This is a genomic window from Variovorax sp. Soil_C_17, assembly GCF_057657265.1.
Genome location: NZ_JBDGIT010000001.1, coordinates 674,468 through 686,579, shown reverse-complemented (window position 1 = coordinate 686,579; position 12,112 = coordinate 674,468). Strand labels below are relative to the sequence as shown.

The 12,112-nt window shown below is 68.7% G+C and carries 12 protein-coding genes; 10 read left to right on the top strand and 2 right to left on the bottom strand.

Annotation, left to right across the window (positions count from 1 at the left end):
• The first annotated feature begins 26 nt into the window (after positions 1–26).
• From AC3A6Y_RS03210 to AC3A6Y_RS03195, 4 genes are all read left to right on the top strand, one after another.
• Positions 27–680: a VOC family protein gene (locus AC3A6Y_RS03210; RefSeq protein WP_487866784.1), complete on the top strand. Its 654-nt coding sequence runs from the start codon at positions 27–29 to the stop codon at positions 678–680.
• 327 nt (positions 681–1,007) lie between these two features.
• Positions 1,008–2,423, top strand: coding sequence for a Fic family protein (locus AC3A6Y_RS03205; protein ID WP_487866783.1), 1,416 nt, complete (start codon positions 1,008–1,010; stop codon positions 2,421–2,423).
• A 228-nt stretch (positions 2,424–2,651) separates the two neighbouring features.
• Positions 2,652–3,689, top strand: a complete 1,038-nt coding sequence (locus AC3A6Y_RS03200) for an alpha/beta fold hydrolase (protein ID WP_487866782.1) — start codon at positions 2,652–2,654, stop codon at positions 3,687–3,689.
• A gap of 172 nt (positions 3,690–3,861) precedes the next feature.
• On the top strand, positions 3,862–4,551 hold the full coding sequence (locus AC3A6Y_RS03195; RefSeq protein ID WP_487866781.1) for a hypothetical protein: 690 nt from the start codon (positions 3,862–3,864) through the stop codon (positions 4,549–4,551).
• A 136-nt stretch (positions 4,552–4,687) separates the two neighbouring features.
• Here AC3A6Y_RS03195 and AC3A6Y_RS03190 read toward each other — a convergent pair whose 3' ends face one another.
• On the bottom strand, positions 4,688–5,467 hold the full coding sequence (locus tag AC3A6Y_RS03190) for an OBAP family protein (RefSeq protein ID WP_487866780.1): 780 nt from the start codon (positions 5,465–5,467) through the stop codon (positions 4,688–4,690).
• A gap of 220 nt (positions 5,468–5,687) precedes the next feature.
• Here AC3A6Y_RS03190 and AC3A6Y_RS03185 point away from each other — a divergent pair, with 220 nt between their 5' ends.
• Genes AC3A6Y_RS03185 through AC3A6Y_RS03175 form a run of 3 tightly spaced genes read left to right on the top strand, consistent with a single transcriptional unit; the run spans position 5,688 to position 8,086 of the window.
• Positions 5,688–6,233: a hypothetical protein gene (locus AC3A6Y_RS03185; RefSeq protein ID WP_487866779.1), complete on the top strand. Its 546-nt coding sequence runs from the start codon at positions 5,688–5,690 to the stop codon at positions 6,231–6,233.
• Positions 6,234–6,265: 32 nt separating this feature from the next.
• Positions 6,266–7,591 carry an SDR family oxidoreductase gene (locus tag AC3A6Y_RS03180; RefSeq protein ID WP_487866778.1) on the top strand — a complete coding sequence of 442 codons (1,326 nt, stop codon included), beginning with the start codon at positions 6,266–6,268 and terminating at the stop codon, positions 7,589–7,591.
• 15 nt (positions 7,592–7,606) lie between these two features.
• The gene (locus AC3A6Y_RS03175; RefSeq protein WP_487866777.1) at positions 7,607–8,086 is read left to right on the top strand and encodes a DUF2269 family protein; all 480 of its coding nucleotides are present in this window, start codon (positions 7,607–7,609) and stop codon (positions 8,084–8,086) included.
• On the opposite strand, the gene AC3A6Y_RS03170 is transcribed toward AC3A6Y_RS03175, so the two are convergent.
• A complete protein-coding gene (locus tag AC3A6Y_RS03170; RefSeq protein ID WP_487866776.1) occupies positions 8,034–9,764 on the bottom strand; it encodes a RecQ family ATP-dependent DNA helicase in 1,731 nt (576 codons plus the stop codon). The genes AC3A6Y_RS03175 and AC3A6Y_RS03170 overlap by 53 nt on opposite strands.
• 237 nt (positions 9,765–10,001) lie before the next feature.
• Between AC3A6Y_RS03170 and AC3A6Y_RS03165 the strand changes: the two genes are divergently transcribed.
• The 3 genes from AC3A6Y_RS03165 to AC3A6Y_RS03155 all read left to right on the top strand — a co-directional run bounded on the left by AC3A6Y_RS03165 (position 10,002) and on the right by AC3A6Y_RS03155 (position 12,104).
• Positions 10,002–10,499 (top strand): hemerythrin domain-containing protein, encoded by a 498-nt coding sequence (locus tag AC3A6Y_RS03165; protein WP_487866775.1) that lies wholly within the window; start codon positions 10,002–10,004, stop codon positions 10,497–10,499.
• 67 nt (positions 10,500–10,566) lie between these two features.
• A complete protein-coding gene (locus AC3A6Y_RS03160) occupies positions 10,567–11,178 on the top strand; it encodes a hemerythrin domain-containing protein (RefSeq protein ID WP_487866774.1) in 612 nt (203 codons plus the stop codon).
• A gap of 110 nt (positions 11,179–11,288) precedes the next feature.
• Positions 11,289–12,104, top strand: a complete 816-nt coding sequence (locus tag AC3A6Y_RS03155) for a ZIP family metal transporter (protein WP_487867785.1) — start codon at positions 11,289–11,291, stop codon at positions 12,102–12,104.
• Positions 12,105–12,112: the final 8 nt, after the last annotated feature.

Sequence of the window (12,112 nt, the reverse complement as noted above, 5' to 3'; positions counted from 1 at the left end):
AAACAACCCTGTCCAAGGAGCTACCCATGAGCGTCATCCACCAAACTGAAGCCAGCAACAACAACGCGGCCGGCCTGCCCCGGCTCGACATGAAGCTGGAAGTCGTCACCCTCCCCGTCTCCGACATCGAGCGCGCCAGGCGCTTCTACGAAAGCCTCGGCTGGCGGCTCGACGCCGACGTCCAGGGCGAAGGCTTCCACGTCCTGCAGTTCACGCCGCCGGGCTCTTCGTCGTCCGTGCATGTCGGCAAGGGCATCTCTTCGGCCGCGCCGGGCTCGGTGCAAGGCCTCTTTCTCGCGGTGTCGGACATCGAAACGGCGCGGGCCGACGTGGCCCGGCGAGGCATCGAGATCGGCGACATCTTCCACCGCGCGCCGGGAGAGCTGCCCGGGACCGGCCCGCACCCGACCCGCCGCACCTACTCCTCCTATGCCGCGTTCAGCGACCCGGACGGCAACGGATGGCTGCTGCAGGAGGTCACGTCGCGTCTTCCGGGCCGTGTCGACACGGACGCCGTGACGTTCGCCTCCCGCGCGGCGCTGGTGGCCGCGCTCCGGCGGGCTGCCGCCGCGCACGGAGAACATGAGAAGCGCATGGGCGGGCAGTACGACGTCAACTGGCCCGCCTGGTATGCCGACCATGTCTTCGCCGAGCAGACCGGCGGCGCGCTCGCGATCTGAACGCCGACGGGGTGCGCGAGAGGAAGACGCCACTTCCGCTCGCGCTCGCGCGAGCGGCGCGCGAACGGTGTCAAAATCGTTTTCCTCCAATATCCGGGGAATCAAAGCGTTTCGATGCAATCGAAACGGTTTTTCCGCACGCCTTCCCAGATGAAATCGAAAAGCCTGCGCGATCCCGGCGACGCATCCGATCCGATCGGGGGCGCCTTCCTGGTCCGCGAATACGGCCTCGAGCTCGTCCAGCCGCTGCCGGTGCAGAGCGAAGTCGGCTCTCGCAGGCGAACGATCCACGAGGGAGGACTTCGCAGGGAGATCTACCAGGAGTCCGTGCGGCCCGGCCCCGGCCCGGCGGCGCATCTGACGTTCATGCTCAAGCACGAGGGGGTGCATCTCGAGATGCTGGCTCGATTGTTCGAGCGGATGAACCCCGAGGATCTGGCTGCATGGGTGCGGGCTGAACCGACCGGCCGGTACGCCCGCCGCACCGCCTTTCTGTACGAATGGCTCACCCGAAATCGGCTGCCTCTCGACGACGGCGTGGCAAGGGGCAACTACGTCGATGCGTTGAATGCAGAGGAGATGCTGGTCGCTTCGACCGCCATTCCGGTCGCGCGCTGGCGCGTGCGCGACAACATGCCGGGAACGAGCGACTTCTGTCCGACGGTGCGGCTGACATCCCCGGTGCGCGAGGCGCTTCGCCTCGACCTGGCTGCGGTGCTCGGTCGCGAGGAGGCCGAATTCGGGGCAGAGGTCCTGCGCCGCAGCGCGGTGTGGATGACCTTGCGCGAGAGTCGCTCGAGCTTCGAGATCGAAGGAGAAGAGGACCAGCTCACGCGTGTCCAACGCTTCGCAGCGGTGATGGAGACGCGCACGGGGGCTGGCGAGATCCCCCTCGATGCCGAGGCCCTCGCTGTGCTCCAAAGGGACATTCTTGGAGAGCGAACGACGCTGCCGTCATTCGGCCTTCGAAGATCGTCCGTTTTCGTCGGACAGACAGTCAACTTCGAGAATGTCGTCCACTACGTGGCGCCCCATTGGCAGGATGTCCCGTCCATGCTCGACGGCCTGAGGACCTTCATCGCGCGCACGGGCGGGGCCTTCGCGGTGGCTCGTGCCGCGGTCGCGTCATTCGCCTTCGTGTACATCCATCCTCTGGCAGACGGCAATGGACGAATTCATCGGTTCCTCATCAACGATGTCCTGCGACGCGACGGTGCCTTCCGTGCGCCCTTGATCCTGCCCATTTCGTCCTTGATCACGCAGCACGCGGCGGAGCGTGCGGGCTACGACACTGCGCTGGAAGTCTTTTCGCGTCCGCTGATGAGGCGATATGCCGAAAGGTACGGGTTCACAAGGGAACCCGAAGAACAGCCTGACGGCGTCATGTCGAACTTTCGATTCGACGCCTACGACGATGCAAAGGCGGCGTGGCGCTTTCTCGACTTGACCGACCATGTGGCCTACACGGCCGGTCTGCTCGATCGAACGATCCGGCAGGAGATGCATGCGCAAGCCTGCTTCTTTCGCGGCCTTGGCCGGGCTCGTGCAGCGGTCAAGGAAATCATCGAGGGGCCCGACGCCGACGTGGACGCGATCATTCGCTCCGCGCACGAGAACGGCGGAGTGAGATCAGGCCAGCTGGCGAGGCGCTTCCCTGCCTTGCAAGACGATGCCACGTGGGCCAGCGTTGCGGCCGCAGTGGCCGATGCCTTGGCGGCCGACTCGCCACCGGCACCCACATGACGCGCTGACCTCATCGCCCTGCCTCTGATCAGAAGCCGCTGCACGCCATGCAGCGGTTTTTTTTGTCGTTCCGGCATCGCGAGCGGGCAAGGGAAGCATCGCAAGTGAAATCTATTGTGATGAGAAGCGGCCCGGATACACGGCCGTACAAAGGCCGCGCTCCAGGCCATGTTCCGGCACAACAATCCGCTCCGCCCCCCCCTTGCATCCCTACGAAGGACCCTTTTCATGACAGACACCTTCCTCTTGCCCAGGCGCTCGTTCCTCGGCGCCGCGGCGATCGGCGTTGCGGCCTCTCAACTCGCCGCCCCTCATGCATTCGCACAGCCCGCCGCTGCGCCGGCCGCGCGCCGCGCATTGCCGCACAAGCGCCTCGAGCCGCTGAAGAACATCGATGCCGGCGTGCTCAACGTGGAGTATTTCGAAGCCGGCCCGGCCCACGGCGCGCCCGTGATTCTTCTGCATGGCTGGCCCTACGACATTCACACCTACGTCGACGTCGCGCCGCTGCTGGCCGCGGCTGGCCATCGGGTGATCGTTCCGCACCTGCGCGGCTACGGCAAGACCCGCTTCCTTTCGGACACGACGCCCCGCAACGGCCAGCAGAGCGCGGTCGCGGCGGACATCATCGCCCTCATGGATGCCCTGAAGATCGACAAGGCGACGGTGGCGGGCTGCGACTGGGGCGCACGCACGGCCTGCATCATGGCGGCGCTGTGGCCGGCGCGCGTGAATGCGCTGGTCTCCGTCAGCGGCTACCTGATCGGCAGCCAGCAAGCCGGCAAGCTTCCGCTGCCGCCGGAGGCCGAGCTGCAGTGGTGGTACCAGTACTACTTCGCCACCGAGCGCGGCCGCCTGGGCTACGAGAAGAACCGCAATGAATTCGCCAAGCTGATCTGGCAGACCGCATCGCCGAAATGGAGCTTCGATGCCGCCACCTTCGAACGCAGCGCAAGCGCCTTCGACAACCCGGACCATGTGAGCATCGTGGTCCACAACTATCGCTGGCGGCTCGGCCTGGCGGAAGGCGAAGCGAAGTACGGCGATCTCGAGGCGCGCCTCGCGCAGGGCCCGGTCATCGGCGTGCCCACCATCACCCTGGAAGGTGACGCCAACGGCGCACCGCACCCGGCACCCGGCGCGTATGCCAGGAAGTTCTCCGGCCCCTACCAGCATCGGAACATCACCGGCGGCATCGGGCACAACCTGCCCCAGGAGGCACCCGAAGCCTTCGCGGCCGCTGTCGTGGACGTGGTGCGCCTTTGAGCGGCCCTGCGCACGCGGCTGATGAGAGGCCGCCGCCGCGCTTCATGGCGGCGCGCCTCCGCGCTGACCCTAGTGGTCAAGCCGACGTGCGGCTCCCATAATCCGCCCTGCCCGAGCGGGCCGCCGAGCCACGGCGCGAACAACAATCCACCGACGAAGGAGACGACAGACCATGGCCAAACGTCTTTCCTGGCCCGTGCGGGCCGTGCTGATCAGCCTCCCCCTTGCCGTTGCAGCGTGCACGGCGATGAAGTCCGGCGGGACGGGGGGTGCAGGGATGAGCTTCTTCGTGACCAGCGTCGGCCTCGGCAAGGGCGCCGATCTGGGCGGGCTCGCGGGGGCGGACCGCCATTGCCAATCGCTGGCGGCGGCTGCCGGTGCGGGCAGCAAGACGTGGCGCGCCTACCTGAGCACCCAGGGCAAGGACGGCGTGCCCACCGTCAATGCGCGCGACCGCATCGGCAAGGGTCCCTGGAGCAACGCGAAGGGCGAGCTGATCGCGCGTGACGTCGATCAACTGCACAGCGCCGGAAACAACATCTCGAAGCAGACTGCGCTGAACGAAAAAGGCCAAACCGTGGAAGGCCGCGGCGACACGCCCCTCCGCCACGACATCCTGACGGGTTCGCGCGCGGACGGGACGGCCTTCTCGCCGAACGACACCGACATGACCTGCGGGAACTGGACGCGCAGCGGCGCCGAAGGGGTCGCCATGGTGGGCCACCACGACCGCATGGGGCCGACGACGGACCCCTGGTCCACGTCGTGGAACTCCTCGCATCAATCGCGCGGCGGGTGCAGCCAGCAGGCGTTGCGCGGAACGGGCGGAGACGGCTTGCTCTACTGCTTCGCCACCAACTAGCCGTCTTGCGGCGATCGATCGCCGGCCCTCTTCCCGCCGGCCCCGATGTTGTCGGTGCCGCCGCTGGTGGTGGGGCGCGTGCCGTCCCCGCTGCCGGTGACCGAAGGCTTGCTCATGCTGGTCCTTTCCTGTGCGGCTACTTGCCGCCCGCCGGATGGCCGTGCTGCGCGCCCGTCGGGTCCGCGAGCTGAACCGTCCGTCCTTTCTGCCACGCGTCCGCGCCATCGGCGATGGCCGGCGCCGGGATGTCTTCCCGCTGCTTCTTCTTGTCCGCGCTGTTGATGCCGAAGCGCTTGTCGCGCTCGCCGACCATCGCGGGGTTCGCCTGGCCGTCCGCGGTGAAGCCCATCATGAGCTGCGGGATGCCGGTGGGGAGCTGCTTGTTCTGGTCGGTGTGCCAGGTGTGAAAGGTCTTTCCGTAGGTGGCGATCAGCTTCTTCATCAGCGCATGCTCGGCCACCTCCGGAATGCCCGGGGCGATCAGCTGGCCGGACTTCACTTCATGAACGTGGCTGTGCCACAGCGCCTTCTCCTGCTCCGGCAGGGTGTTGAACAGGCGTTCGCTGACGATGTACTCGACGCCCATCAGCTTGGCGTCCTTGACGTTGCCGTCGTAGATCACGCACTGGATCAGCTCCTCGTTCAGCATCGCGCAGTAGTGGTGCGCCTCCATCTGCATGTGAGGGCTGCCGTTGTAGAAATGGAAGCCGTCCAGGTAGGCATTGAGGGCTTCGACGGGCGGCTTGTTCTGCAAGGCCGACGCGCCGCTCTCGAGGGCCCGCGTGCTCGCTTCCTTGGCAGCCCCCGGCGATGGCGTTTGGGAAGCCGTGTTGCTGCCCCCGCACGAGACGAGAAGCGCGCAGGCGGCAAGCAGCGTGGCGATCGGCATGCGCATCGGATTCGGATCTCCAGGCATCGGCAACTCCTCGGTTGGACGCGACCTTCGGGGGCCAGTGTGGCGACGAGCGGCGCGGCGATTGACGGCGCAGGCGGCCTCTTGTTGCAGGACGAGGGCGCACGCCGTCGGCACTTCGCGACGCTGCGCACTGGACACGCGCCTACGCCGGTCTCATCCGGGAAACGACTGGCGATACGCCGCCGCTCGCCCAGGCTGTGCTGGAACGCAGGAGCGCTGCATGAATGACGTCGAACGACCCCCGCACACCGCGCCGCCAGGCGCGCAAGCCGCAGCAGCACAGACAGCGCTGGCAGCCGCCCCTTCCGTGCTGCGAATCGGCCTGGCAAGCGGCGCCCTCGCCAGCCTCGCCTCCACCGCGGCCCTGATGCTCTGCGGCCGGCGAGAGACCGGCAGCTACGCGGCGGCGACCAACGCCATCAGCCATTGGGTGTGGGACCGCAGCGCCTTTGCCGTCTACCGGCCCACGCTGCGGCACACCGCCCTCGGCTATGCGATCCACCATGCCATGTCGACTTTCTGGGCGCTGCTGTACGCACGGCTCTTCGGCGTTCGGCCGGGCGGCCGGTCGCTGCCGGCCGCGCTCGCTGCCGCCGGCGTTGCCTCTGCCGCCGCCTGCGTGGTCGACTACACGGTGACGCCCAAGCGCCTGACGCCCGGCTTCGAGCACCATTTGTCCAGGCCGGCGATGGCGATCGTGTACGCAAGTTTTGCGCTCGGGCTGGCGGCCGGCTGCATCGCGGCCCGGCGCGTGGGCCGGCGTTGAGGAGGCCGCCATGCGGCCCGCGGAAGCGCGTGATGAGGGCGGTGATCGTCGGCGCCTCGGGCCTTCTCGGCAGCGCGCTCGCCGCCGCCTTCGCACGCGAGGGCGCGGACCTGCTCTGCACCGCGCGCAACCCGGTGGCCGCAAGCGCACGCGCGCACTGGCCGCAGGCGCGCGCCCGCTGGATCGCCGCCGATTTCGACCGCGTGCCGCCGGCCTCCTTCTGGGCCGCGCAGCTGCGTCCGGGGGACGTGGTCGTCAACGCGGCCGGCGTGCTGCGCGAGCGGCGCCCCGGCGAGTTCACCGCGCGTCATCACAGCGGCCCGGCGCAACTGTTCGATGCCTGCGCGGCGGTGGGCGTCGGGCTCGTGATCCAGATCTCGGCGCTGGGCGCTGCACCGGACGCCGCAAGCCGCTACCACCGCAGCAAGGACGCGGCGGACCGCCACCTGCAGGCTTGCGACGTGCCCTCCGTGATCGTCAAGCCTTCGCTGGTGTGGGCCGCAGAGGGGGCCAGCGCTCGACTGTTTGCCGCACTGGCCGTGCTGCCGCTGCTGGCGCTTCCGGGCGGGGGGCGCCAGCCGCTGCAGCCCGTCTTTCTGGACGACCTGGTGTGCGCGATCGTGGCGTTGGCCGCGCAGGGGCCGCAGCGCGGCAGCCGGACCGTCGAGATGGTCGGGCCCGAGCCGGTCAGCCTGCGCGACTACCTCGGCAGCCTGCGCAGCCAGCTCGGCTTCGCGCGCGACGCCTGGGTGCTGCCGGTTTCGGAGCGTCTCTTCCTGCTGGCGGCCGGGCTCGCAGGCCACTGGCGCGGCAGCTTCCTCGACCGCGAGACGGCGCAGATGCTGCTGCACGGGAATACGGCGCCGGCCTCCGGCATCGCCGCCCTTCTCGGCCGGGCGCCGCGACCGCCACGCGAGTTCATCGCGCCCGACAGTGCCCAAGGCCTGCGCCGGCTGGCATGGCTGCACTGGATGGAACCGCTGCTTCGCTTCAGCATTGCGCTGGTCTGGATCTGGACCTTCGCGGTGTCGATCGGCCTGTATCCCAGGGACCAGAGCCTGGAGCTGCTGGCGCGCGTCGGTGCGCACGGAGCGCTGGCTTCGCTGCTGCTGAACGGCGCTGCGCTCTTCGACCTCGCGCTGGGCCTCGCCACGCTGATGCTGCCCGCCCGCCTGCGAGCGCGCTTCCTCTGGCCCCTGCAGCTCGCGCTGATCGGCTTCTACACCGTGACCATCAGCATCGCCATGCCGGAATTCTGGCTGCACCCCTTCGGGCCGCTGTCGAAGAACCTGCCCCTGGGCGCCGCCATCCTGCTGCTCTGGGCGATGGACGCACCGATGCGCCCGCGACGGCGCTGAATCCAAGGCTCAGCCGTGGAATACCTCATCGTCAAGTGGCTGCACGTGATTTCCTCCACGGTGCTGTTCGGCACCGGCATCGGCTCGGCCTTCTACCTGCTCGCCACCACGCTCTCACGTGACGTGCGTGCCGTGGCCGTGGTGGCGCGCATGGTGGTGCGGGCCGACTGGCTCTTCACCGCCACCACCGCGGTGCTGCAACCGCTCACCGGCTTCTGGCTCATGCACCTGGCCGGCCTGCCGGTCCAGACGCCCTGGGTGTCGGCCTCGATCGTCTGCTATGTCCTGGCCCTGCTGTGCTGGTTCCCGGTGGTCTGGCTGCAGATCCGGCTGCGCGATCTCGCGGCGGCGGCAGCGCAGCAAGGCACGGTGCTGCCGCCGCGCTACCGCACGCTCTTCGCGTGGTGGATCGCGCTCGGCATTCCGGCCTTCGTGCTGTTCCTCATCCTGTTCTGGCTGATGATCGCGAAGCCTCCCCTCGCTTTTTTCGGCTGACGATGGGCTGCACGAAATCCGGCTGGAAGCAGCGGCGGCTCCCGTCGGCGAACTCGATCGTGATCGACAACGCATCCGCGCTCACCACGCAGCCCTCGCCGTACCGCTTCACCCGGACCGGCTGGCGGGCGACGAAGGCCGGCGCCGGCAGCCGCGGCCGTGCGGGATGCCGCAGCTTCGGTGCCCCGCTCTCCGCCGCGCCCGCCGCGGCCATGGCCGCCTCGTGCCTGGCGATGCGGCGGCAGTTGTCGCAGTGGCCGCAGCGCTCCGGCGGTGCCTCCTCCTCCAGATAGGCCAGCAGCACCTGCCAGCGGCATTGCCCGCTCTGGGCGTAGAACACCATGCGCTCCAGCGTCGCGTGGTCCTGCTCGCGCTTGCGGCGGTAGGCGTCCAGGAGTTCATGGATTTCGGTCGCGGCCAGATCGGCGCGCAGCAGGCGCACGCGGCCTTCGCGATCCACGCCCACGATGCGCCGGTTGCGCAGCAGGCCGACGGCCGCCTTCAGTTTGTTCTGCGGCAGGCCGGTGCCGTCCTTCAGCTGCGCGAGCGTCTCTCCGCTTGCGTTCTGCGGACTGCGTTCCAGCGACCGCAGGAGCGCGTCGAGCTCCTCTTGCGTGGGATAACGCCCCGTCAAAAAAAACTGCTGCAGCGCCCGATCGCGACGCAGGAACAGCAGCGTGCAGGCCGAAGGCGCGCCGTCGCGCCCGGCGCGCCCCGCCTCCTGGTAGTAGGCGTCCAGGCCCGAGGGCATCTGGTAGTGCAGGACGAATCGGATGTCGGCCTTGTCGATCCCCATGCCGAACGCATTGGTCGCCACCATCACGCGCAGGCGATCCGCCATGAAGGCGTCTTGCGCCTCGCGCCGCTCCGCCGCGCTGCGCCGGCCGTGGTACAGCCCGACCGATTCGCCTTCCGAGCGCAGCGCCTCGTACACCGCTTCCGCCGCCTTCACCGTCGCGGTGTAGACGATGCCGCTGCCTTTCGTCCCGCCGACCAGCGCGAGCGTTCGCCGCAGCCGTTCGTCCTCGCGGGCATGCTGTTCCACCGCGAAGTGCAGGTTGGACCGGTAGGTCCCCGTATCGATCCAGCCGGACGCGGGGATGCCCAGCTTCTCCATGATGTCGGCCGCCACCTCGCTGTTCGCCGTCGCCGTGAGCGCCAGCACCGGCGGATCGCCGATCTCCTTGGCGACGGCGCCGATGCCCAGGAAGGCCGGCCGGAAATCGTGCCCCCACTGCGAGATGCAATGCGCCTCGTCCACCACCAGCAGCGAGATCTCGCGCCCTCGCAGCAGTGCCGCGAAGCCGGCCTCGGCGAGCCGCTCCGGCGTGGCGAACACGAGGCGCGCCGAGCCGTCGCGAACGGCCTCCTCGCCGGAGCGGATCTCGTCCGCTTCCACGTGGCTGTTGAACTGCACCGCCGCAACGCCCAGCGACTGCAGCTTCTCGCACTGGTCCTTCATGAGCGCGATCAATGGCGAGACCACCACCGTGCAGCCTTCGAGCAGCAGGGCCGGGAGCTGGTAGCACAGCGACTTGCCCGCGCCGGTGGGCATGACGGCGAGGGTGGAGCGTGCGCCGAGCACGCGCTCGATGACCTGCCGCTGCCCCGGGCGCAATGCCTGCAGTCCGAAGACGTTGCGCAGCGTGCGTTGCAGCCGACGTTCCGGAATGGGCATGACGGGTCTCCTTGAGTGCGAGCCGCGATCTGACATGAGCAGCCCCGGGGCAGCAAGTAGGACGACAGAGGGTCCGCGGACCGGCGCCTCGCGCTACGGCTGAGCTGGCGTCGAAGCCATTCGTTCCAACCCCTTCCGCTTTGTCGATATTTCTCCCGCGGCGCGCTCCTACGCGAGTGCCGATCACGTCATCACAAGCTGTGCTTCCCCGCAACCACCCAACCCTTGGAGCCCACGATGCCCACCACCACCAAACGCTCGGAACCCGATGCCTGCAGCCTGCTCGACACCGACCACCGCAACGTCAAGAAGATGTTCAAGGAGTACGAGACGCTCGCCGGTTCGAAGGCGGCCGGCGCGTCCCAGAAGAAGCGCGACCTCGCCAACCAGATCTGCATGGAGCTGACCGTGCATGCGCAGATCGAGGAAGAAATCTTCTACCCGGCCCTTCGCCAGGCCATCAAGGACACCGACCTGCTCGACGAAGCCGAGGTCGAGCATGCGAGCGCCAAGGACCTGATCGCGCAGATCCAGGAGGCGACCGACGCGGACGACAAGTTCGACGCCAGGGTCACGGTCCTCGGCGAGTACGTCGACCACCATGTGAAGGAAGAGCGCAACGAGATCTTCGTCAAGGCGCGCGCGGCCCGTGGGCTCGACCTGGTCGCGCTGCGTGAGCAACTCGAGACGCGCAAGGAAGAGCTGATGGGCGAGCTCACCGGAGCGGCCGCCTGACCCTCCTCGACGTGGGTTGGCGGTGGCCCGGCCACCGCCTTTTTTTGTGCAAGCAACGGAGGACGCCATGAACCCCCTGGTTTCTCGTTTGTTGCCGACCGCGACGAACATGATTCGCCTGGACCACACGCACGTGATGTCCACCTTCCACCAGTACAAGGCCAGTGCCTCGCCCCGCGTGAGGAAGGGCCTGGCCTCCACCATCTGCACCGCGCTGGAGGTTCATGCCGCTCTGGAGGAAGAGATCTTCTACCCCGCGTTGCGCGAGGTGACCGAGGATGAGCTGGTCCGCGCGAGCATGGCCGAGCACCAGGAGATGAAGCGGCTCATCGGGCTGCTGCGCCGGATGGAGCCGGAGGCCATCGATTACGACGAGACCGTGATGGCGCTGATGCGCGAGGTGCTGCATCACGTGGCCGACGAGGAAACCGTCGTCCTTCCCGCGGCCGAGCGCCTGCTGGGCGACAGCCTCGGCGAGCTGGGCGCGCGCATGACCAAGCGCCGCGTGCAGCTCGTCGCGCCGCGCAGCGGCGAGATCGCGCTCGACATGGGCCGCGCGGTCTCGGGCAACACGGCGGCACTCTCGATCGCCGGGCTGGCGGCCCTGGGCCTCTTGTGGGCCAGCCGTTCCGGACGCGCGCGGCGCCACCTGCCGCGCATCACGACCTTCCACCGGTGAGGACCGTGGACCCGTGGTCGCCATCGGGCGGCGCATCGCTGCGCGTGCGCCCGCGCGGCCGGCAGTCCGTGCGGCGCTGGCTGGGCATCGCCATCGTCCTGGCGGGCCTGGTGATCCTCGCCCACCAGGCTTTCGAAGGCCTGGCGCGCGGCGACGTGCGCATCCAGGGCGCGCTCGTCGGCGGAATGATCGCTGCGCTGGCCACGGCGCTCGGCACCTTGCCGGTGCTGCTCTCGCAGCAGTTCTCGCAGCGCAGCTACGACACCATGCTCGGCTTCGGCGCCGGCGTGATGCTCGCGGCAAGCTCCTTCTCGCTGGTGATCCCCGGCCTGGCAGCGGCCAAGGCGCAGGGGGCCAGTGCGTGGGGCGCCGGGGGCATCGTCGGCGCCGGCATCGTGCTGGGGGCGCTGCTGCTGCTGGCCATCGACCGCGCGGTACCGCATGAGCATTTCGTGAAGGGGCTCGAAGGCCCGCAGGCGCGCACCTTGCGGCGCGTCTGGCTGTTCGTGCTGGCGATCGTGCTGCACAACCTGCCCGAAGGGCTCGCCATCGGCGTCGCCTTCGCCGGCACCGATCCGGTCGGCGCCGCCGCCCTCACCACCGGCATCTCGATCCAGGACGTGCCCGAAGGCATGGTCGTGGCCCTGGCGCTGCGCGGCGTCGGCTACGGGCGGCTCGGCTCCGCGGCGCTGGGCATCGTGTCCGGCCTGGTGGAGCCGATCGCGGCGGTGTTCGGGGCCGTGCTCATCAGCGTCTCGGCCGGCATGCTGCCCTGGGGACTGGCCATGGCGGCGGGCGCGATGCTGTTCGTGATCAGCCACGAGGTCATTCCCGAATCGCACCGGCAGGGGCACGAGGCCTCCGCCACCGGCGGACTCATCCTGGGCTTCGTCGTCATGATGGTGCTGGACACCGCCCTCGGTTGATTCCGCAA